The 19,928-nt window shown below is 59.6% G+C and carries 22 protein-coding genes; 14 read left to right on the top strand and 8 right to left on the bottom strand.

Annotated elements, in window-relative coordinates; translation table 11 throughout:
• The first annotated feature begins 87 nt into the window (after positions 1-87).
• The 5 genes from ACJ8J1_RS00165 to nrdF all read left to right on the top strand — a co-directional run bounded on the left by ACJ8J1_RS00165 (position 88) and on the right by nrdF (position 4,542).
• Positions 88-519 (top strand): carboxymuconolactone decarboxylase family protein, encoded by a 432-nt coding sequence (locus tag ACJ8J1_RS00165; protein ID WP_015378864.1) that lies wholly within the window; start codon positions 88-90, stop codon positions 517-519.
• Positions 520-791: 272 nt separating this feature from the next.
• Positions 792-1,022, top strand: coding sequence for a redoxin NrdH (locus ACJ8J1_RS00160; RefSeq protein ID WP_033644148.1), 231 nt, complete (start codon positions 792-794; stop codon positions 1,020-1,022).
• 9 nt (positions 1,023-1,031) lie between these two features.
• A complete protein-coding gene (nrdI, locus tag ACJ8J1_RS00155) occupies positions 1,032-1,436 on the top strand; it encodes a class Ib ribonucleoside-diphosphate reductase assembly flavoprotein NrdI (protein ID WP_004928930.1) in 405 nt (134 codons plus the stop codon).
• Entirely contained in the window at positions 1,418-3,562 is a 2,145-nt protein-coding gene (nrdE, locus tag ACJ8J1_RS00150) for a class 1b ribonucleoside-diphosphate reductase subunit alpha (RefSeq protein WP_071991659.1), read from the top strand. The genes nrdI and nrdE overlap by 19 nt, the downstream gene beginning before the upstream one ends.
• An 8-nt stretch (positions 3,563-3,570) precedes the next feature.
• Entirely contained in the window at positions 3,571-4,542 is a 972-nt protein-coding gene (gene nrdF, locus ACJ8J1_RS00145; protein WP_033639549.1) for a class 1b ribonucleoside-diphosphate reductase subunit beta, read from the top strand.
• Positions 4,543-4,585: 43 nt separating this feature from the next.
• Here nrdF and ACJ8J1_RS00140 read toward each other — a convergent pair whose 3' ends face one another.
• From ACJ8J1_RS00140 to ACJ8J1_RS00120, 5 genes are all read right to left on the bottom strand, one after another.
• Complete coding sequence (locus tag ACJ8J1_RS00140) at positions 4,586-4,873, bottom strand: type II toxin-antitoxin system RelE/ParE family toxin (protein WP_033644150.1); 288 nt, start codon at positions 4,871-4,873, stop codon at positions 4,586-4,588.
• Positions 4,873-5,160: a CopG family ribbon-helix-helix protein gene (locus ACJ8J1_RS00135; protein ID WP_033639547.1), complete on the bottom strand. Its 288-nt coding sequence runs from the start codon at positions 5,158-5,160 to the stop codon at positions 4,873-4,875. Before ACJ8J1_RS00135 ends, ACJ8J1_RS00140 begins: the two co-directional genes overlap by 1 nt.
• 77 nt (positions 5,161-5,237) lie before the next feature.
• Positions 5,238-5,432: a DUF1289 domain-containing protein gene (locus tag ACJ8J1_RS00130; protein WP_033644151.1), complete on the bottom strand. Its 195-nt coding sequence runs from the start codon at positions 5,430-5,432 to the stop codon at positions 5,238-5,240.
• 64 nt (positions 5,433-5,496) lie between these two features.
• A complete protein-coding gene (locus tag ACJ8J1_RS00125) occupies positions 5,497-6,237 on the bottom strand; it encodes an SDR family oxidoreductase (RefSeq protein WP_033644152.1) in 741 nt (246 codons plus the stop codon).
• Between the two features lie 153 nt (positions 6,238-6,390).
• The gene (locus ACJ8J1_RS00120) at positions 6,391-7,335 is read right to left on the bottom strand and encodes an MBL fold metallo-hydrolase (RefSeq protein ID WP_033644153.1); all 945 of its coding nucleotides are present in this window, start codon (positions 7,333-7,335) and stop codon (positions 6,391-6,393) included.
• Between the two features lie 206 nt (positions 7,336-7,541).
• Here ACJ8J1_RS00120 and ACJ8J1_RS00115 point away from each other — a divergent pair, with 206 nt between their 5' ends.
• Entirely contained in the window at positions 7,542-8,513 is a 972-nt protein-coding gene (locus tag ACJ8J1_RS00115) for a patatin-like phospholipase family protein (protein WP_033644154.1), read from the top strand.
• A gap of 97 nt (positions 8,514-8,610) precedes the next feature.
• On the opposite strand, the gene ACJ8J1_RS00110 is transcribed toward ACJ8J1_RS00115, so the two are convergent.
• Positions 8,611-9,966, bottom strand: coding sequence for a 2-hydroxycarboxylate transporter family protein (locus tag ACJ8J1_RS00110; protein WP_033644155.1), 1,356 nt, complete (start codon positions 9,964-9,966; stop codon positions 8,611-8,613).
• Positions 9,967-10,292: 326 nt separating this feature from the next.
• Here ACJ8J1_RS00110 and ACJ8J1_RS00105 point away from each other — a divergent pair, with 326 nt between their 5' ends.
• Positions 10,293-11,885 (top strand): ATP-binding protein, encoded by a 1,593-nt coding sequence (locus tag ACJ8J1_RS00105; protein WP_033644156.1) that lies wholly within the window; start codon positions 10,293-10,295, stop codon positions 11,883-11,885.
• 33 nt (positions 11,886-11,918) lie between these two features.
• Positions 11,919-12,605, top strand: a complete 687-nt coding sequence (locus ACJ8J1_RS00100; protein ID WP_033644157.1) for a response regulator — start codon at positions 11,919-11,921, stop codon at positions 12,603-12,605.
• Between the two features lie 16 nt (positions 12,606-12,621).
• On the opposite strand, the gene ACJ8J1_RS00095 is transcribed toward ACJ8J1_RS00100, so the two are convergent.
• Entirely contained in the window at positions 12,622-12,885 is a 264-nt protein-coding gene (locus ACJ8J1_RS00095) for a hypothetical protein (RefSeq protein ID WP_145957278.1), read from the bottom strand.
• A gap of 126 nt (positions 12,886-13,011) precedes the next feature.
• On the opposite strand from ACJ8J1_RS00095, the gene proV reads away from it, so the two are divergent.
• The 3 genes from proV to proX all read left to right on the top strand — a co-directional run bounded on the left by proV (position 13,012) and on the right by proX (position 16,384).
• Positions 13,012-14,214: a glycine betaine/L-proline ABC transporter ATP-binding protein ProV gene (gene proV / locus ACJ8J1_RS00090; protein ID WP_033644158.1), complete on the top strand. Its 1,203-nt coding sequence runs from the start codon at positions 13,012-13,014 to the stop codon at positions 14,212-14,214.
• On the top strand, positions 14,207-15,313 hold the full coding sequence (gene proW, locus ACJ8J1_RS00085) for a glycine betaine/L-proline ABC transporter permease ProW (RefSeq protein ID WP_033644159.1): 1,107 nt from the start codon (positions 14,207-14,209) through the stop codon (positions 15,311-15,313). The genes proV and proW overlap by 8 nt, the downstream gene beginning before the upstream one ends.
• A 69-nt stretch (positions 15,314-15,382) precedes the next feature.
• Entirely contained in the window at positions 15,383-16,384 is a 1,002-nt protein-coding gene (proX, locus tag ACJ8J1_RS00080) for a glycine betaine/L-proline ABC transporter substrate-binding protein ProX (protein WP_033644160.1), read from the top strand.
• A gap of 27 nt (positions 16,385-16,411) precedes the next feature.
• Here the strand turns inward: proX and ACJ8J1_RS00075 are convergent, their stop codons facing one another.
• Positions 16,412-17,290, bottom strand: a complete 879-nt coding sequence (locus tag ACJ8J1_RS00075; RefSeq protein ID WP_033644161.1) for a LysR family transcriptional regulator — start codon at positions 17,288-17,290, stop codon at positions 16,412-16,414.
• Positions 17,291-17,395: 105 nt separating this feature from the next.
• Between ACJ8J1_RS00075 and ACJ8J1_RS00070 the strand changes: the two genes are divergently transcribed.
• The 3 genes from ACJ8J1_RS00070 to ygaH all read left to right on the top strand — a co-directional run bounded on the left by ACJ8J1_RS00070 (position 17,396) and on the right by ygaH (position 19,800).
• A complete protein-coding gene (locus ACJ8J1_RS00070) occupies positions 17,396-18,595 on the top strand; it encodes an MFS transporter (protein WP_033644162.1) in 1,200 nt (399 codons plus the stop codon).
• A 121-nt stretch (positions 18,596-18,716) separates the two neighbouring features.
• Positions 18,717-19,463 carry an AzlC family ABC transporter permease gene (locus ACJ8J1_RS00065; protein WP_033644163.1) on the top strand — a complete coding sequence of 249 codons (747 nt, stop codon included), beginning with the start codon at positions 18,717-18,719 and terminating at the stop codon, positions 19,461-19,463.
• A complete protein-coding gene (gene ygaH / locus ACJ8J1_RS00060) occupies positions 19,453-19,800 on the top strand; it encodes an L-valine transporter subunit YgaH (protein ID WP_033644164.1) in 348 nt (115 codons plus the stop codon). Before ACJ8J1_RS00065 ends, ygaH begins: the two co-directional genes overlap by 11 nt.
• Positions 19,801-19,928: the final 128 nt, after the last annotated feature.

Below are 19,928 nucleotides of genomic sequence, written 5' to 3'. Positions count from 1 at the left end.
TAAATAATCATTTTATGGCTCTATAGCATAGACCATAAGGCCGCTAAAGTAGCGACATGATTTCGTTACTACCGATTGAGGTTGACCATGATTAAGCAACGTTTGAACTATGCCGAGCTGGCGCCCGCCCCGTACAAAAATATGGTGAGCGCGCTGATGGCGCTGGAGAAAGGTGCCCTGGACAAGGCGACCATCGAGTTGATGTTTATGCGCGTTTCGCAGATCAACGGCTGCGCCTACTGCCTGGACATGCACGGCAAAGCGCTGCGCGAAAGCGGCTTCAGCCATGCCAAGCTGGATACGCTGGCGGGCTGGCGCGTCAGCCATGAATTCAGCGAGCGCGAACGCGCCGCGCTGGAATGGGCCGAGTCGGTTACGCTGATCGCCGCCACCGGCGCGCCAGACAGCGCTTTCGAGGCGCTGAAAGCGCACTTCAGCGATACCGAGATCGCCGATCTTACTTTCGCCATCAGCATCATGAACGCCTTCAACCGGCTGGCCGTCAGCATGCGTCAGTAATGCGCTCGCCTCCCCCTCTTGACTCTGAGGGGGAATTTCACACCCGCAAAAATTTTTCCCCTCGCCTTTTCCAGCCCCGGCGCGGCCTGCGCGCAAAACCCGACAAAACACCATATATAGCGTGGTTGATAAAACAAATATCAACATATAGTATTTTATCTATCAGCCGCAGGGAATGTTGTTCGGCTGATAACGCCGTCAGAAACGCCAGGAACAATGCTCCGTTCTCTGACTTGTCCGCCTTTCCCTCAGCTTAAAGGTAAATGCGAATCATGAGCATTATTATTTACAGTAAGCCGGACTGTGTCCAGTGCAACGCCACCTATCGCGCATTTGATAAACAGGGGATTGATTATCAGGTGATCGACCTCACTCAAGATCCGCAGGCGCTGGACCACGTTAAATCCTTAGGTTATCAGCAAGTTCCGGTGATTATCGCCGGTGACGATCACTGGGCCGGTTTCCGGCCGGACAAAATCGGCGCGCTGGCGCTCACCTGCTGAGGCCCGACGATGAATCCGCTGGTCTATTTCTCCAGCAGCTCGGAGAACACCCACCGATTCGTTGAGAAACTGGGCCTGCCGGCGATCCGCATTCCGATCGCCGGCGCCCGCAGCAAATTGCTGATGGAACAGCCCTATATCTTGATCGTGCCCAGCTATGGCGGCGGCAGCGCCGTCGGCGCGGTGCCGATCCAGGTGATCCGCTTTCTCAACGTTCCGCAAAACCGTTCATACCTGCGCGGCGTCATCGCCGCCGGGAACACCAACTTCGGCGCAGCATACGGCATCGCCGGCGACATCATCGCCAAAAAATGCCAGGTGCCTTTCTTGTACCGCTTCGAGCTGCTCGGCACTACGCAAGACGTTGAAAACGTTAGACAGGGAGTAACCGCATTTTGGCAACGACAGAACTGACCAGGCCCGAGACGGGCGCGCTGGATTACCATTCGCTCAACGCGATGCTCAATCTTTACGATGCGGAAGGCCGGATCCAGTTCGATAAAGATCGGCTGGCGGCGCGGCACTACTTCCTGCAGCACGTCAACCAAAACACCGTGTTCTTCCATAACCTGGAGGAAAAGCTGCGCTATCTGGTGGAAGAAGGCTACTACGAGCCGCAGGTGCTGGCGCAGTACGAATTCCCGTTTATCAAGCAGCTGTTCCAGCAGGCCTACGCCAAAAAATTCCGCTTCGAGACTTTCCTCGGCGCCTTCAAGTACTACACCAGCTATACACTCAAAACCTTCGACGGCAAGCGCTATCTGGAGCGTTACGAAGATCGGGTGTGCATGGTGGCGCTGACGCTGGCGGCGGGCGACACCGCACTGGCGCAGGATCTGGTGGAAGAGATGATTTCGGGCCGCTTCCAGCCGGCCACGCCGACCTTCCTCAACTGCGGCAAACGCCAGCGCGGTGAGCTGGTCTCCTGCTTCCTGCTGCGCATCGAAGACAATATGGAATCGATCGGCCGGGCGGTGAACTCCGCGCTGCAGCTGTCGAAACGCGGCGGCGGCGTGGCCTTCATGCTGAGCAATATTCGTGAGGTGGGCGCGCCGATCAAGCGCATCGAGAACCAGTCCTCCGGCGTCATTCCGATCATGAAAATGCTCGAAGACGCCTTCTCCTACGCCAACCAGCTCGGCGCGCGCCAGGGGGCCGGCGCGGTGTATCTCAACGCCCACCACCCGGATATCCTGCGTTTTCTCGACACCAAGCGGGAAAACGCCGACGAGAAGATCCGCATCAAAACGCTGTCGCTGGGGGTAGTGATCCCGGACATCACCTTCGAGCTGGCGAAGAACAACGAAGAAATGTACCTGTTCTCGCCCTACGACGTCGAACGGGTGTATGGCACGCCGCTGTCTGAAATCAGCGTCAGTGAAAAATACCGCGAGATGGTGGACGACAAGCGCATCCGCAAGTCGCGCATCAACGCGCGTGAGTTCTTCCAGGTGCTGGCGGAGATCCAGTTCGAATCCGGCTACCCCTACGTCATGTTCGAGGACACGGTCAACCGGGAGAATCCGATCGCCGGGCGCATCAACATGAGCAACCTGTGTTCGGAGATCCTGCAGGTCAACCGCGCCAGCACCTATCACGAGGATCTGAGCTACGATCGCATCGGCAAGGATATCTCCTGCAACCTCGGCTCGCTGAACATCGCCAAAACCATGGACGCGCCGGACTTCGGCAAGGCGATCGAGACCGCGATCCGCGCGCTGACCGCGGTGGCCGACATGAGCGATATCCGCTCGGTGCCGTCGATCGCCGAAGGCAACCGCAGCGCCCGCGCCATCGGTCTGGGCCAGATGAACCTGCACGGTTACCTGGCGCGCGAGCGCATCTTCTACGGCTCGGAAGAAGGCATCGACTTCACCAATCTCTATTTCTATACCGTGGCCTATCACGCCATCCGCGCCTCGAACCGGCTGGCGATCGAACGCGGCGGCACGTTCGACGGCTTTGAGCACTCGCGCTATGCCAGCGGCGAGTACTTCGACAAGTACACCGAACGCGACTGGCTGCCGCAAACCGAGCGGGTGCGCGAGCTGTTCGCCGCCGCCGGCATCGCTATTCCGGGCCGCGACGAGTGGCGCGCGCTGCGCCAGTCGGTGATGATGCACGGGCTGTACAATCAGAATCTGCAGGCGGTGCCGCCGACCGGCTCCATCTCGTACATCAACAACGCCACCTCCAGCATCCATCCGATCGTCTCGCGCATCGAGATCCGCAAGGAAGGCAAGATCGGCCGCGTTTACTATCCGGCGCCGTACATGACCAACGACAACCTGGCGTATTACCAGGATGCCTACGAGATTGGCCCGGAAAAAATCATCGATACCTATGCCGCCGCGACGCAGCACGTCGATCAGGGGCTGTCGCTGACGTTGTTCTTCCGCGATACCGCCACCACCCGCGACATCAACCGCGCGCAGATCTACGCCTGGCGCAAAGGCATCAAGACCATTTACTACATCCGCCTGCGCCAGATGGCGCTGGAAGGCACCGAGGTGCAGGGCTGCGTGTCCTGCGCGCTGTGAGGCAACTTATGACGACCGTAACATCGGCGCCGCTGGTGCGCGCCATCAACTGGAACATCATCGAAGACGACAAGGATCTGGAGGTGTGGAACCGCCTGACCTCCAACTTCTGGCTGCCGGAGAAGGTGCCGCTGTCCAACGATATCCCGTCCTGGGCCACGCTGACGCCGAAGGAGCAGCAGCTGACCATTCGGGTGTTTACCGGGCTGACGCTGCTGGACACCATCCAGAACACCGTCGGCGCGCCGGCCCTGATCGCCGATGCGCTGACGCCGCACGAAGAGGCGGTGTACTCCAACATCAGCTTTATGGAGGCGGTGCACGCCCGCTCTTACAGCTCAATCTTCTCTACCCTGTGCCAAACGCCGGACGTGGATGACGCCTATCGCTGGAGCGAGGAAAACCGCGCGCTGCAGAAGAAAGCCGGCATCATTCTGGCGCACTACCGCAGCGACGATCCGCTGCTGAAAAAAGTCGCCAGCGTATTCCTCGAGTCGTTCCTGTTCTATTCGGGCTTTTACCTGCCGATGTACTGGTCCAGCCGCGCCAAGCTGACCAACACCGCCGATCTGATCCGCCTGATCATTCGCGACGAGGCGGTGCACGGCTACTATATCGGCTATAAGTTCCAGAAAGGGCTGGAGAAAGTGGACGCCGCACGGCGCCAACAGGTGAAAAATTTCGCCTTCGACCTGATGCAGGATCTGTACGACAACGAGGTGCGCTACACCGAGGAACTGTACGACGGCGTCGGCTGGACGGAAGACGTGAAGACCTTCCTGCACTACAACGCCAACAAAGCGCTGATGAACCTGGGATATGAAGCGCTGTTCCCACCGGCGATGGCGGAGGTCAACCCGGCGATCCTGTCGGCGCTGTCGCCGAACGCCGACGAAAACCACGACTTCTTCTCCGGTTCAGGGTCGTCCTACGTCATCGGCAAGGCGGTCAACACCGAGGATGAGGACTGGGACTTCTGAGGACATGACAGCGATGCCGGTCTTTCAGGCCGGTATCGTGCATTCAATACCCTTGTTCTTTCTGACTGCGGATCGCCAGAACAAACGCCGTATCGATATCAGGAATGTATTTGTAGAGCGCCAAATAACCGCGAGCTTGCTGCCCAATAATCAATTCACGCAGCCCTGCGCCAAGGGACCGTCCGATCAATGGATTATGTTCCAATACCGCAATTGCCTGGATGATTTCCTGAATGCGCCGCCCTGAATCCGCAGCGCCATACTGAGCCAAATGAGCGAGAATACATTCGATATCATCCCTGACCTCTGGCGCCAACTCGACATTTGCCATCAGCGCCCCAATTTTTTAACCGGAGGTTTGACAGCGGCAGTATCACCCGCTGCGTAATTTTCCAAATAACCGCGCATCTCTTTCCAAGAGACCGTCTCTCCCGTCGCAATTATCTTGGCATAGCGTTTTTCCGCTTCATTCTCAAAGTCGCGGCGCAACTCTTCCTGCTGCGTTTTCTCCGCTATTGCCTGCAAAATAAAGCTGTGAGACGTTACGCCAACCTGCTCGGCGACGGCAGCGACTCGGGCTTTAAGCTCATCTGGAATACGAATGGTCGTCGTCGACATAATCGCTCCTAACGTCGGTCAATCACATGTAGCTCAATTGTGCTACATGCAGTCTGGCAGCGCAATAATGCAGAGGATTATTTCACCGATTGACGCAGCTCTAGCCGCCGCCAGATAGCGCGTTTCTCCACATCGCTGGCGGTCGGCCAGGCGGCGATCTCCGCCCGCGTGCGCCGGCATCCGCGGCACTGCTGGGTTTCGTCGTCGATCCGACACAGGCTGACGCAGGGCGACCTGACGCCGGGATGAAACTGCTGATTGTCGCCCGCCATACGCTGCCCTTGATGTGATGAGTTCCGCCACAGGATACCCGATCCTGCGGCGGCGCGTCGTCAATCAGATGATGCCGCCGTTGGCGCGCAGGGTTTGGCCGTTGACCCAACCGCCGTCGGCCCCCGCGAGGAAGGCCACCGCCGCAGCGATATCGTCCGGCGTGCCCAGGCGCTCCAGCGGCGCCATCTTCGCCAGCCGCTCGATAAGCTCCGGGGTTTTGCCGTCGAGGAACAAACCGGTGGCGGTCGGTCCCGGCGCGACGGCGTTCACCGTGATATTGCGGCCGCGCAGCTCTTTCGCCAGCACGCTGGTCAGCGCTTCGATCGCCGCCTTACTGGCGGCATACATGCCGTAACCCGGCTGCAGCAATCCTACCACGCTGGAGGAGAAGTTGATGATGCGGCCGTTGTCGCGCAGGCGCTTCGCCGCCTCGCGCATCGCATTGAAGCTGCCTTTCAGGTTGATGTCGAGCAGGCGATCTACGTCTTCATCACGCATGTCCGCCACCGGCGCCAACGCGATCACCCCGGCGTTATTGACCAGCACGTCGACGCCGCCAAACGCCTGTTCGGCGCTGTCGAACAGGCGGGCGACCGCAGATGCATCGCTGACGTCGGCTTTGACGCTCAAGGCGCGGCCGCCGCCCTGTTCAATCTTGCGCACCAGCTCATCGGCCGGCGCCGGGTTGCCCGAATAGTTGATGATGACGGTGAAGCCATCGGCGGCCAGACGCTCGGCGATGGCCGCGCCGATACCGCGCGATGCGCCGGTGACGATGGCGACGGAGGGAGTTTTCTGATTCATCGGGAGATCCTTAAAGAAAACGACGAGGGTAACGTTAATCATGCACTCTTTATCACGGCGAATAAGCCCCGATTCTCTGGCATCATCATCCCAAATTATCGAACAATGTCCCCAAGGCGCTTACGATGGCCGCCCGTTGGGCGGCCATCTCCATTACAGCGCGCCGTAGTTCAATGGCACCCAAGTGTAACCGTCGCCCTGGCGGTTCAAATACCCCAACCCCGGGAACGACAGGTGTGCGCCCCCCACCAGCTCGCTCTGCCGCGCGCTGTCACCAAATATCCGCAGCCGCTGAGCGACCGCCGCCTTGGCGTCATTATCAAAGCTGATAGCCACCTTCGGATGCGGCATCTGCACCGCCGCCACGTGGATCAGATCCCCCAGCAGCAACAGCTTCTGGCCCTGGCTGGTCACCTGATACACGCTATGCCCCGGCGTATGGCCGTGGGCGGCAAAGGCGGCAATGCCCGGGGAAAGCTCACCGTCGCCGCTGAACGGCTTAAAGTGGCCGGCCGCCTGATACGGCTTGATCACTGCCTGAGCCCTTTCGAAGTTGCTTTTACTGCCCGCGCTAGCCTGTTTCAGTTTGTCCGCGCTTAGCCAGAAGTCCGCGTCCTGGCTGGCGGCGCGCACCACCGCATTGGGGAATACCGCCTTGCCGTCGTGCGTCAGCCCGCCGAGGTGGTCCGGGTGCATGTGGGTCAGGTAGATCTCATCCACCTGCTCCGGCTGGTAGCCCGCCGCACGCAGGTTATCCACCAGCTTGCCCAGGCCGTCGCCCAGCAGTTGGCCGGCGCCGCTGTCGATCATCACCAGCTTGTCGCCGGTATTGATCAGATAAGCATTGACCGACGTGACCACCGGCAGGCTTTGATGCTGCTCGGCTACCCCGGCGGCGATCTGCTGCGGCGTACGGCCCAGTAACAGCTTATCCGCCGGCAGGCGAATAATGCCGTCGGACAACGCGGTCACTTCAAAGCTGCCCAGCATGATGCGGTAAAATCCCGGCGTCGGGGTTTTGGCCTGCGGCGCGGCGGCGCCGGCCTGTAACGACATAACGGCCAGCGCCGCGCCCAACAGACAACGTTTCCAGAACATGATGACTCCTTGTGAGAATTGAACAGCGCTAAGTATTGACGCAAAAAGTCCGATGCGCCTGTTTAATAAATGCCTTTGATAAATATATAAATAATATATTCATTATGAATAATTTTGTTTGCCAAGCCACACAACCCCAATCCATATTTTCTCGTGCGCCGCTTCGTTATTTTTCTTACTCCCTAAACCACGAGTAAGGAAATATGATGAGCTATCAATTCGAAAACCTGGTCTTTGAAGGCGGCGGCGTAAAAGGCATCGCCTATGGCGGCGCACTGGAATTGCTGGAGGCCAAAGGCATCATGCCGCAGATCAAGCAAACTTCCGGCGCCTCAGCGGGCGCCATCGCCGCGCTGCTGGTCGGGCTGGGCTGCAGCTCGGCCGACGTGACCAAGATTCTGTCGGCGATGGATTTTAAAAAATTCCTCGATTATAACGGCGGTTTTTTCGGCACGCTCCAGGACGCCTATCGCCTGTTCAATCAATACGGCATCGCGCCCGGCGATTATTTCTATCAATGGTCACGCGATATTATCAAACAATATACCGGCAACCCGGATATTACCTTCGAACAGTTCGAAGCGATGAAGGCGGCGAAAGGGTTCAAGTCGATTTACTTTATCGGCGCCAACCTCAACAGCGGCCAGCGAGAGGTTTATTCTCACCGTACCACGCCGCGCATGAAAGTGGCGGATGGCCTGCGCATTTCGATGTCGTTCCCGTTCGCCTTCGTGGCGAAGAAAAATGCCCTGGGCGACCTGTGCATCGACGGCGGCATGATCGACAACTACCCGGTGCGGCTGTTCGACTATGACTTCTCCGCCACGCCGCCTTACATCGACAGCACCAGCCAGCGCATCAACACCCGTACGCTGGGCATTCGCCTGGACTCCGCCAGTGAAATCGCTCAGGCCGCCGGTCAGGCCGGCCCGCGCACGCCGGTCAACAACCTGTTTGATTTCACCCTGGCGGTGGCCAACGTGATGCTGGACATCCAAACCAAGGTGCATCTGGACAGCGATGACTGGAAGCGCACCGTGTATGTCGACACGCTCGACGTCGGCACTCTGGAGTTCGGCATCAGCGAGGAGAAGAAACGCGCGCTGATCGAATCCGGCCGTCGCGGCGTAGAGCGCTACTTCGCGTGGTACGACGCCGCCATGAAGCAAGCGGCGTAACCGGCAGTTCCCCGCCCGCGCGTCGGGCCGGCGCGCGGGCAAAAAAAATCCCCGCGGGGGCGGGGAAAGGCAAAGTAACGCTAAGGATTTATAGGAGTTATACGAAGAACTTGGCCAACACCAGCAGCGACAGCGAAACGTTGATAGCGCCGCCGATACGGGTTGCGATCTGGGCGAATGGCATCAACGACATGCGGTTGCCGGCGGTGAGGATCGCGACGTCGCCGGTCCCGCCCTGCCCGCTCTGGCAGCAGGAGACGATCGCCACGTCGATAGGATGCATGCCGATTTTCTTGCCGACGAAGAAACCGGTCGCTACCAGCGCGCTGACGGTGGTGACGATCACGATCAGATTCTGTACGGTGAACGCGTCCACCAGTTCCTGCCACGGCGTGATGGCTACCCCGACGGCGAACAGGATGGGATAGGTCACGGCGGTGCGGAAGAATTTGTACACCACCTGCGAGCCTTCCTGAATGCGCGGCGACACCCCGTGCGCCAACTTCACCGCCACGGCGGCGAACAGCATGCCCACCGGCGCCGGCAGGCCGATCAGACGGTGCAGCAGCATGCCCACCATATACAGCAGAATGGCCAACAGCGCGCCGCAGGCGATGGTGCTGACGTCCACCTTGCCGCTGATTTTTTCCACCGCGCTCATGTCGCTTTCACCCTGCTTGCTCGGCATCAGGCTGCCTTCGCCGGTCAGGTGCGGATAACGCTTGCCCAGCTGGTTGAGCAGGCCGGCGATGACGATAGCGGTCAGGCTGCCGAGCATCACGATAGGCAGAATGCGCCCCAGCGCCACGCCCTGCTCCATGTGCAGGATCGCGGCATAGCCCATCGACAGCGGGATCGCCCCTTCACCTACGCCGCCGGCCATGATCGGCAGGATCAGGAAGAAGAAGATCTGGAACGGTTCCAGGCCCAGCGCCATGCCGACGCCCATCCCCACCAGCATGCCGACGATCTCGCCGCACAGCATGGGGATGAAGATGCGCAGGAAGCCCTGGATCAGCACCTGGCGGTTCATGCTCATGATGCTGCCGACGATGATGCAGCAGATGTAGAGGTAAAGAATGTTGGTCGATTTGTAGAACTTGGTGGTCGACTCCACCACCACGTCCGGCAGCAAGCCATAGTGCACCAGCGCGGAAGGAATGAAGGTGGCGCAGATCGCCGCCGCGCCCATTTTGCCGATCAGCGGCAGGCGCTTGCCGAATTCGCCGCAGGCGAAACCGAAGAACGCCAGGGTGGCGACCATCACCACGATATCGCTCGGCAATTTGCCTTCCAGGCAGTCGAGCAGAATCAACACGCCGGCCAGAATAAAGAACGGTAACGGAATAATCCCTACTTTATAATTATCCAGTATCCGCCACCATTTCTCACGCAGAGGAATATCAGCGGCCTTGTCTTTGGCTACGAGGTAAGAATCATCTGTTGTGCTCATAATCTGGCCTCTTATTAGTTTGTTCAGCCATCATAGAGAAGCGCACGGATTATCTGCTGTGATTATGTTCAAAATTAAAAAGGGTTTTTAATGGTGGTTATGGTTTCTATGGGGTTAATTAAGATTATGTAAAAATCAGCGTGGTTTTAATGGTGTTAATGCCGTTTTTATTTTAAAGCTTATCAACTTTATCGCAGACGAACAATTCTCGTCCGGTTCACTCTAATCCCGTGTGAGGGATCACAAGTTGATCGGGCGCAATATTACACACCCCGTATCTCGTGATAGGGTAAGGCTTCAGGATCTCTTTACGGTGAAGCTCCGCCATGCGCCTTAAACTCTCATTTCAAATCAAGCTGTTTCTGTGCCTGGTGGCCTTCTCCTGCCTGCTGCTGAGCTGCATCGGCGCCTACACCTATTACCAGCTGGATGCGCAGCTGCACCGCGATCTCGGCGCCCGCGCCCAGGTGCAGGCGCGTGAAATCGCCCTTATCCCTTCGTTGGTGGATGCCGTAGAAAAAAACGACGCCGCCAGGATCGCTGCGTTGATGAAAAAAATCCGCGCCAGCAGCGACGCCAGCTATATCGTCATCGGTGATAATCATGCCCGTCATCTCTATCATTCAGAATATGAGGGCCGCCTGGGCACGCCGATGATCGGCGGTGATAATAAAGAAGTATTGGAAGGAAAAAGCATTATTTCCATTCGCAAGGGCGGCATCGGCGTTTCATTACGCAGCAAGGCGCCGATTCTGGATGAAAATAATCACGTCATCGGCATCGTTTCCGTCGGCTATTTGAAATCGCATATCGATAATTTAAATGCCAGGACATTAACGCAAATTATCGGTTCCATCGTGCTGCTGCTGATCGCCCTGTTCGTTTTTTCCTGGCTGCTGTCGAAAAATCTCAAACGCCAAATGTTCTGGCTGGAGCCGAAAGAGATCGCGCTGCTGGTGCGCCAGCAAAAAGCGCTGCTGGAAGCCATCTATGAGGGCGTGATCGCCATCGATCCGCAGCTGCGAATCATCACCATCAACCATGCGGCGCGTGAGCTGTTGGATCTGCATCAGCCCGCCACCGGCCTGCTGGGCCGGCCGATCGGCGACGTGATCCAGGCCCAGCCGGACTTTTTCGCCGTCGCGCACTTGGAGCACGACACCCATGACGAGGTGTGCCGCTTCAACCACGTGCGGGTGATCGCCAGCCGGGTGCGCATCATGCAGGAGCAGGAGCTGCAAGGCTGGGTGATCAGCTTCCGCGACAAGAACGATATCAATACCCTGAGCAGCCAGCTCAGCCAGGTGAAACGCTATGCCGACAACCTGCGCATCATGCGCCACGAGCAGCTGAACTGGACCGCCACGCTGGCCGGGCTGCTGCATATGCAGCGCTACGACGAGGCCATCCGCTATGTGGAAGCCCAGTCGGAGGGGGCGCAGGAGATCCTCGATTTCATCTCGCAGCGCTTCAGTTCGGCGGCGCTGTGCGGGCTGTTGCTGGGCAAATACTCCAGCGCCAGAGAGAAAGGCATCGAACTGCGTTTCGATCCGGCCTGCCAGCTGCGGCAGATCCCGGCGGCGCTGAATGAGACCGAACTGATGTCGATCGTCGGCAACCTGCTGGATAATGCGGTGGAGGCGACGCTGCACTGCCCGGCTCCGCACGACGCGATCGAACTCTATATCAGCGACGGCAGCGACGAGCTGGTGATCGAGGTGGCGGATCGCGGCACCGGCATCGCCGAGGAGATTCGTGATACGCTGTTTGAACAGGGCGTGACCACCAAAGCGGATAAAAGCGACCACGGCATCGGCCTGCATCTGGTCGCCAGCCACGTGGCGCAGGCGCACGGCAGCATAGAAGTGTCGGACAACGAGCCGCACGGCGCGATATTCTCTATATTTATCCCTAAATAAAACCCATAACCCGATTTTTTTGAGCACCCGATTATGTCACACCAAACACTGGACGTTCTGATCGTGGAAGATGAGCCGCAACTGGCGACGCTGCACGCAGAGTTCATCGAGAAAAATTTCAACCTGCGGGTGGTGGCCTACGCCGCCACGCTGGCCGAAGCGCGGGCCAAAGCCAACGAGCATCAGCCGCGGCTGATCCTGCTGGACAACTTTCTGCCGGACGGCCAGGGCATTGAGCTGATGGAAGAACCGGCGGTAAAGAATCCCGCCTGTTCGGTGATTTTCATCACCGCCGCCAGCGACATGCATACCTGCAGCCAGGCGATCCGCAACGGCGCCTTCGACTACATCATCAAGCCGGTGTCTTACAAACGGCTGCGCAACTCGCTCGAGCGCTTCATGCAGTTCGTGCAGACCCAGCGCACCTTCAAAATCATCGATCAGGACAATGTCGATGCGCTGTACAACCTGCAGTCGAAGCAGTTCTCCAGCGAACCGAGCGCCAAAGGCATAGAAACCAACACGCTGGAGCTGGTGCAGGCGCTGTTTATCGCCCAGCCGGCGGTGGCGCATGCGGTGGAAGACGTGGTCGAACAGGTCGGCATCAGCAAAACCACCGCTCGCCGTTATCTGGAATATTGCGTCGCCACCCAGTTCGTGCGGGTGGAGATGCTGTACGGCAATATCGGCCATCCGCGCAGGCTGTATCGCAAGGCCTAAGGCTGCCATCTGGCTGTCATACTAAGGCGATAACATGACGCTCGACGATATCCCCCTCGATATCGGCACCTGTCGTTAAAACTGATGAAATACTGATGACTTTTGCCCGGCCTCTGGTCGGGTTTTTTATTATCCGAACGGCAGGCGCGGCGCCCAAATATTTCTCTGCGCCACACCGTATTATTTCCCCAAAAACCAAACCATTATGGCGAATAATGGCCGTCAATTTTGAGTCACGGGCCAAATTACCATAACTAATTAAAACCTTGATGTAAACCACTAATATCCCATTTAAATGACATTGAGGGTTGTTTCAGATATTCACTGTGTTAGGGTAAAAAGCTCTTTTATTTTGCTAAGGACAGCCCATAACGCTTTAATTAAACCAGAGGAAACAGCAAATTGCATGGCAATTAAACTCGAAGTAAAGAACCTGTATAAGATATTTGGCGAGCACCCGGAACGCGCATTCAAACTGCTGGATAAAGGTCTGACAAAAGATCAGCTGTTTGAAAAAACCGGCTTATCGCTCGGCGTAAAAGACGCCACTCTGGCCATTGAAGAAGGCGAGATATTTGTCATCATGGGGCTCTCCGGTTCCGGCAAGTCCACCCTGGTACGCCTTCTCAATCGTCTGATAGAACCCACCCGCGGTCAGGTGCTGATCGACGGTGAGGACATCGCCAAAATATCCGACACCGCGCTGCGCACCGTGCGGCGAAATAAGATCAGCATGGTATTTCAGTCATTCGCGCTAATGCCGCACATGAATGTTCTGAATAATACCGCCTTTGGCATGGAATTAGCCGGAATGCCGCTGCAGGAACGCCAGGAAAAAGCGCTAGACGCCCTGCGTCAGGTCGGGCTGGAAAATTATTCGCTGTCTTATCCGGATGAATTATCCGGCGGCATGCGTCAGCGCGTGGGATTAGCCCGCGCGATGGCCAATAACCCGGATATATTATTGATGGACGAAGCCTTCTCGGCGCTCGATCCGTTAATTCGCACCGAAATGCAGGATGAGCTGGTGAAATTACAGGCTCAGCATCAGCGCACCATCGTGTTTATTTCCCACGATTTGGACGAAGCGATGCGCATTGGCGATCGCATCGCCATCATGCAGGGCGGCGAGGTGATCCAGGTCGGCACGCCGGACGAGATCCTCAATAATCCGGCCAACGACTACGTGCGCACCTTCTTCCGCGGCGTGGACATCAGTCATGTGTTCAGCGCCAAGGATATCGCCCAGCGGCGTCCGGTGACGCTGATCCGCAAAACCCCCGGTTTTGGCCCCCGCTCGGCGCTGCAGCTGCTGCGCGATGAGGACCGTGATTATGGTTATGTTGTTGAACGCGGGAAGAAATTTATCGGCGTGGTGTCGATAGAGTCGCTGAAAAAGGCGCTGTCCGCCAATCAAACGCTGGACGATGCCCTGCTTGAGGCCCCCGCCGCCGTGCCGGCCGACACGCCGCTCAGCGATCTGATCTCCCTGGTCGCCCAGGCGCCGTGCGCGGTGCCGGTGGTGGGCGAAGAACATAACTATCTCGGCATCATCTCCAAGGCCATGCTGCTGCAGGCGTTGGACAAGGAGGGCTCAGCCAATGAGTGATACCACGCAAACCCAAGATCCCTGGGCTACCGCACCGGCCGATGCCGGCGCGGCCCCCGCTCACGATGCCGCCGCCAACGCCGGCGACGCCTGGTCCAGCGCGCCGCCACCGGCCGCTCATGACGCCGCCGGGCAAGGCGCCGATTGGCTCAGCAGCGCCCCGGCGCAGCCTGAGCACTTCAGCCTGCTTGATCCGTTCCACAAAGCCTGGGTGCCGTTTGATTCCTGGGTCACGCAAGGTATCGACTGGCTGGTGCTGCACTTCCGCCCGCTGTTCCAGGGCATCCGCGTGCCGGTAGACGTGATCCTGAGCGGCTTCCAGCAATTGCTGTTGGGCATGCCGGCGCCGATCGCCATTCTGGTGTTCTCGCTGGTCGCCTGGCAGATCGCGGGCCTCGGCATGGGCGCCGCGACGCTGCTCTCTCTGGTCGCCATCGGCGCCATCGGCGCCTGGTCGCAGGCGATGGTTACGCTGGCGCTGGTGCTGACCGCGCTGTTCTTCTGCATCCTTATCGGCCTGCCGCTCGGCATCTGGCTGGCGCGCAGCAAGCATGCCGCCAAAGTGATTAGGCCGCTGCTCGACGCCATGCAAACCACCCCGGCCTTCGTCTATCTGGTGCCGATCGTCATGCTGTTCGGCATCGGCAACGTGCCGGGCGTGGTGGTGACCATTATCTTCGCGCTGCCGCCGATCGTGCGTCTGACCATTCTTGGCATCAAGCAGGTGCCGGAGGATCTGATCGAGGCCGCCGAATCCTTCGGTGCCAGCCCGCGCCAGCTGCTGTTCAAGGTGCAGCTGCCGCTGGCGATGCCGACCATCATGGCCGGCGTGAACCAGACGCTGATGTTGGCGCTGTCGATGGTCGTCATCGCCTCGATGATCGCCGTCGGCGGTCTGGGCCAGATGGTGCTGCGCGGCATCGGCCGGCTGGATATGGGCCTGGCCGCCATCGGCGGGGTCGGCATCGTGATCCTGGCGATCATTCTCGATCGCCTCACCCAATCGCTGGGGCGCGATCGCCGCAGCAAGGGCATCGGCCGCTGGTACCGTCGCGGCCCCATCGGGCTGTTTACCCGTCCATTTATCAAACAAGCCTGACGCTTTTCCCGCCGGCGGCTGCGGCCCCGGCGGGCCAGGGCACCACCACATCAAAAGAGGGGAAACACTATGCGCACCACGGGCATCTGGGCTCTCGCCCTGACGACACTGATTGGCTCACAGAGCGCCATCGCGGCGGATTTACCCGGCAAGGGAATAGCGGTACAGCCGGTGCAAAGCACCATTTCCGAAGAGACGTTCCAGACGCTGCTGGTCAGCAAGGCGCTGGAAAAACTGGGTTACGACGTGAAGGAACCGCGCGAAGTGGATTACAACGTCGCCTACACCTCCATCGCCTCCGGCGACGCCACCTTTATCGCGGTCAATTGGGATCCGCTGCACGCCGATCAGTACAAGGCCGCCGGCGGCGACGCCAAGTTCTACCGCGAAGGCGTCTACGTCAACGGCGCCGCGCAGGGCTACCTGATCGACAAGAAAACCGCCGAGCAGTACCACATCACCAACGTCGAACAGCTCAAGGATCCCAAGATCGCCAAGCTGTTCGACACCAACGGCGACGGCAAGGCCGATCTGACCGGCTGCACCCCGGGCTGGGGCTGCGAGGCGGTGATCAACCACCACATCAAGGCCTATGGCCTGAGCAATACCGTCGAACACAACCAGGGCAACTACGCGGCGATGATCGCCGACACCATCACCCGCTACAAAGAGGGCAAACCGGTACTGTATTACACCTGGACGCCGTACTGGGTCAGCGATGTGATGGTGCCGGGCCGCGACGTGGTCTGGCTGCAGGTACCGTTCTCTTCCTTGCCGGGCGAGCAGAAGAACGTCGATACCAAGCTGCCTAACGGCGCCAACTACGGCTTCCCGGTCAACACCATGCGCATCGCCGCCAACAAGCAGTGGGCCGAAGCCAACCCGGCGGCCGCCAAGCTGTTCGCCATCATGAAGCTGCCGATCGCCGACATCAACGCGCAAAACCTGCGCATGCATGAAGGCCAGGCTTCGGAGGCCGACATCCAAAACCACGTCAACGGTTGGATCAAGGCGCATCAGGCGACCTTCGACGGCTGGGTGAAAACCGCCGCCGAGGCGGCGAAGCCGTAACCGATCGGGGGCGCCTCTGCCGCACCCCTACCCCGCCAGATCGATGCCGCTGAACTGTAAAAAACGGGCGGCGGCGTTCGACAAGGGCTGCGGCCAGATGCAATACACCTGGCGCCGCGGCCCGTCTTCAATCGGAATCGACACCAGCGCGCTTAAGCGTTGCGCGGTCGAGATCGGTACGATGCCCGCCGCCAACCCGCGCCGCACCAGATTCTCCAGCCATTCGATATGATCGATTTCAAAACTGACGTGCCGGCGGATGCCCGCCGCCTGAAAGGCGCGGTCGGTTTGGCGCCGCGCGCCGGTGCCGCTGTAGAAATCCACCAGCGGCACTTCCGCCAGCGCCTGCAGGTTCACCCGCTCGCGGTTGGCCAGCGGGTGCTGCGGCGCCACCAGCGCCACCAGCGGCTCATCGGTCAACTGCCGGTGCGACATCGGCAGCAGATCGACATCGCCGGGCCAGATGCCGACGAACGCCATATCGCACTTCTGCAGACGCACATCCTCCAGCAGGACTTCGCTCATGCCAACGTACAGGCGGATGTTCACCGCCGGATAGTGGCGATGAAACTTGTCGAGCTTTTCGGTCAGATCAATCGCGTTTATGGTTGAAATCGTGCCGATGGTCAGGGTGCCGGACACCGCATCGCCGGCGGCGGTCACCTCTTCCACCAGCGCCTGCTGCGCCGCCAACAGGCGCTGCGCCGACGGAATGAAAGCCTGGCCGGCAGGGGTCAACCGCACCCGGCGCGAAGTGCGCTCAAACAGCGTACAGCCCAGCTCTTCTTCCAGTTTGGCGATCTGGTGGCTGAGCGCGGACTGCACCGTATGGCAGCGCTGCGCCGCCCGGGTGAAACTCTGTTCTTCCGCCACCGCCAGCGCATAGCGGATCTGTTTCAGGTTCATGGCATCTATCTTGAAATGAGATAAATCAAATGAAAATTATACATTGGTTTCCGCAGACGCGTTGCCGGATACTGCGCGCTATCTTCTTCCCGTGATGAAAAAAACATGAACCAACAAAACGCCCATCCGGGCCTCAGTCCGGCGCTGACCGTGCTGATTGCCATCGCAACCGGTCTGGCGGTCGCCAGCAACTATTACGCGCAACCGCTGCTGGAAACCATCGCCACCGGTTTCAACCTGTCGGTCAACCAGGCCGGCTTTATCGTCACCGCCGCGCAGCTCGGTTACGCCACCGGCCTGCTGCTGCTGGTGCCGCTCGGCGACATGTTCGAACGCCGCGGCCTGATCGTGTTCATGACGCTGCTGGCCGCCGGGGGCATGCTGATCACCGCCACTTCAGCCACGCTGCCGATGATGATCCTCGGCACCGCGCTCACCGGGCTGTTCTCGGTGGTGGCGCAGATCCTGGTGCCGCTGGCCGCCACGCTGGCCCACCCGGAAAAGCGCGGCAAGACCGTCGGCATCATCATGAGCGGTCTGCTGCTCGGCATCCTGCTGGCGCGCACCGTCGCGGGCGCCTTGGCGTCGTTCGGCGGCTGGCGCACCATCTACTGGGTCGCCAGCGTGCTGATGATCCTGATGGCGCTGATCCTGTGGCGCGCGCTGCCGCGCTATAAGCAACACTCCGGGCTGAACTACCCGCAGCTGCTGGCCTCGATCTTCAGCCTGTTCTGCCGCACGCCGCTGCTGCGCACCCGCGCCATCCTCGGCGCCCTGTCGTTCGCCAACTTCAGCGTGCTCTGGACCTCAATGGCCTTTCTGCTCGCCGCGCCGCCGTTCAACTATTCCGAAGGGGTGATCGGACTGTTCGGTCTGGTGGGCGCCGCCGGAGCGCTGGCCGCTTCGCGCGCCGGGCATCTGGCGGACAAAGGCAAGGCCGGGTTGACCACCACCGTCGGCTTGGTATTGCTGCTGCTGTCCTGGATACCTATCGCGCTGGCTAAACAATCGCTGTGGGCGCTGATCGCCGGCATCCTGATCCTCGATCTGGCGGTGCAGGCGGTACACGTCACCAACCAGAGCGTGATGTATCGCATCATGCCGGAGGCGCGCAACCGCCTGACCGCCGGCTACATGACCAGCTACTTTATCGGCGGCGCGCTCGGTTCGCTGCTCTCCGCGTCCGCCTATCAGCATGCCGGCTGGTACGGCGTGGCCGCCGTCGGAGGGGTGTTATGCCTGCTCAACCTGCTGACCTGGTGGCTCGGCAAGCATCACGATCCGCAGGGGCCGGCGGCAATCTGATTATCGTGCAAATAGTCACTAAAGAAATTTATTAGCGGTGCAGGGTATAAACATTACTTACTCTCTGGTAATGTTCTGGGCATAAACTATTGACGACCTATCTACCCTGCGACCCACAACCATGCAAAGCCAAGCTGCAGACAGCCTTACTCCGCCCGCCGTCAGCGCCACCTTCGCCAACGGCGTCGTCGACAGTTTGCCGATCGTCATCGGGTACGTGCCGGTGGCGTTCGCTTTCGGCCTCAGCGCCGTCAAACTGGGCTTTTCCCCGCTGGAAAGCATTTTCTTCTCCTGCATCATCTACGCCGGCGCCAGCCAGTTCGTGATCACCGCCCTGCTGAGCGCCGGCATGTCGCTGTGGGTCTCCGCGCTGACGGTAATGGCGATGGACGTGCGCCACCTGTTGTATGGCCCGGCGCTGCGTCACCGCATCGTCTCGCGCCTGTCGCCCGGCAAAACGGCGCTGTGGGCCTTTGGCCTGACCGATGAGGTCTTCGCCGCCGCCACCGCCAGGCTGATGCGCAATAACCGCAGCTGGAGCGAAAACTGGATGCTGGGCATCGCGCTCTGTTCCTGGCTCTCCTGGGTGGCCGGCACCGCGCTCGGCGCGCTGTTCGGCAACGGCCCGCTGGAGCAGTTCCCGGTGATCGAGGCCTCGCTCGCCTTCATGCTGCCGGCGCTGTTTCTCAGTTTCCTGCTGGCCGCTTTCCGGCGCCCGCAGAGCCTGACCATCGCCGCCGCGCTGGCCGGCGCGCTGCTCGGCGTGGTGCTGTTCTCCATTCCGGTCGCCATTTTGGCCGGCATCGGCGCCGGCTGCGCCGCCGCCCTGTTCCAACCCCCGCACGCGGAGGCCAGCCATGAACACTGATGTGTTGGTGATCGGCCTGGTGGTGGGCTGCGCCAACTACCTGTTCCGTTATCTGCCGCTGCGGCTGGCGCCGGCGCGCGCTCAGCCCGGCATCAAACGCGGCAAAGCCGCCCTGCTGCTCGACAGCATCGGCATCGCCTCCATCTGCGCCCTGCTGGTGGTCTCCAGCACGCCGGTGGTGATGCGCGAACCGGACAAGCTGCTGCCGACGTTAGCGGGGTTCGCCGCGCTGGCGCTGTGTTTCTACCGCAGTAAAAGCATCATTCTGTCGACGCTGCTCGGCGCGACGGCCTTTGGCGTCACATTAAAATTGTTAATGTTTTTCGGTCCTGGCTGACGCCGCCTCCGACCGTTTGGCTTCACACTGGCGTTTTCAGGCGTCACATCTTTACAAACACTGACAAATGACACGAATTGCTAAATTATCCGCACGGCTGAACATTTACATTATTTGTCACCGTCGTT

The organism is Serratia sp. CY37869 (genome assembly GCF_052168895.1).
Lineage (GTDB): Bacteria > Pseudomonadota > Gammaproteobacteria > Enterobacterales > Enterobacteriaceae > Serratia > Serratia ureilytica.
The sequence above is the reverse complement of the archived record's forward strand: the minus strand, read 5'-3'. Positions and strand labels throughout refer to the sequence as shown.

Bases quoted from the DNA above. Each gene is read 5' to 3' on its own strand.
- ACJ8J1_RS00115 (WP_033644154.1), top strand. From the start codon at position 7,542: ATGAGCTATCAATTCGAAAACCTGGTCTTTGAAGGCGGCGGCGTAAAA.
- ACJ8J1_RS00130 (WP_033644151.1), bottom strand. From the start codon at position 5,432: ATGGCGGGCGACAATCAGCAGTTTCATCCCGGCGTCAGGTCGCCCTGC.
- proX (WP_033644160.1), top strand. From the start codon at position 15,383: ATGCGCACCACGGGCATCTGGGCTCTCGCCCTGACGACACTGATTGGC.
- ygaH (WP_033644164.1), top strand. From the start codon at position 19,453: ATGAACACTGATGTGTTGGTGATCGGCCTGGTGGTGGGCTGCGCCAAC.
- ACJ8J1_RS00165 (WP_015378864.1), top strand. From the start codon at position 88: ATGATTAAGCAACGTTTGAACTATGCCGAGCTGGCGCCCGCCCCGTAC.
- proV (WP_033644158.1), top strand. From the start codon at position 13,012: ATGGCAATTAAACTCGAAGTAAAGAACCTGTATAAGATATTTGGCGAG.
- ACJ8J1_RS00070 (WP_033644162.1), top strand. From the start codon at position 17,396: ATGAACCAACAAAACGCCCATCCGGGCCTCAGTCCGGCGCTGACCGTG.
- ACJ8J1_RS00125 (WP_033644152.1), bottom strand. From the start codon at position 6,237: ATGAATCAGAAAACTCCCTCCGTCGCCATCGTCACCGGCGCATCGCGC.
- ACJ8J1_RS00105 (WP_033644156.1), top strand. From the start codon at position 10,293: ATGCGCCTTAAACTCTCATTTCAAATCAAGCTGTTTCTGTGCCTGGTG.
- ACJ8J1_RS00100 (WP_033644157.1), top strand. From the start codon at position 11,919: ATGTCACACCAAACACTGGACGTTCTGATCGTGGAAGATGAGCCGCAA.
- proW (WP_033644159.1), top strand. From the start codon at position 14,207: ATGAGTGATACCACGCAAACCCAAGATCCCTGGGCTACCGCACCGGCC.
- ACJ8J1_RS00135 (WP_033639547.1), bottom strand. From the start codon at position 5,160: ATGTCGACGACGACCATTCGTATTCCAGATGAGCTTAAAGCCCGAGTC.
- ACJ8J1_RS00110 (WP_033644155.1), bottom strand. From the start codon at position 9,966: ATGAGCACAACAGATGATTCTTACCTCGTAGCCAAAGACAAGGCCGCT.
- ACJ8J1_RS00075 (WP_033644161.1), bottom strand. From the start codon at position 17,290: ATGAACCTGAAACAGATCCGCTATGCGCTGGCGGTGGCGGAAGAACAG.
- nrdI (WP_004928930.1), top strand. From the start codon at position 1,032: ATGAATCCGCTGGTCTATTTCTCCAGCAGCTCGGAGAACACCCACCGA.
- ACJ8J1_RS00065 (WP_033644163.1), top strand. From the start codon at position 18,717: ATGCAAAGCCAAGCTGCAGACAGCCTTACTCCGCCCGCCGTCAGCGCC.
- ACJ8J1_RS00160 (WP_033644148.1), top strand. From the start codon at position 792: ATGAGCATTATTATTTACAGTAAGCCGGACTGTGTCCAGTGCAACGCC.
- nrdF (WP_033639549.1), top strand. From the start codon at position 3,571: ATGACGACCGTAACATCGGCGCCGCTGGTGCGCGCCATCAACTGGAAC.
- ACJ8J1_RS00120 (WP_033644153.1), bottom strand. From the start codon at position 7,335: ATGTTCTGGAAACGTTGTCTGTTGGGCGCGGCGCTGGCCGTTATGTCG.
- ACJ8J1_RS00140 (WP_033644150.1), bottom strand. From the start codon at position 4,873: ATGGCAAATGTCGAGTTGGCGCCAGAGGTCAGGGATGATATCGAATGT.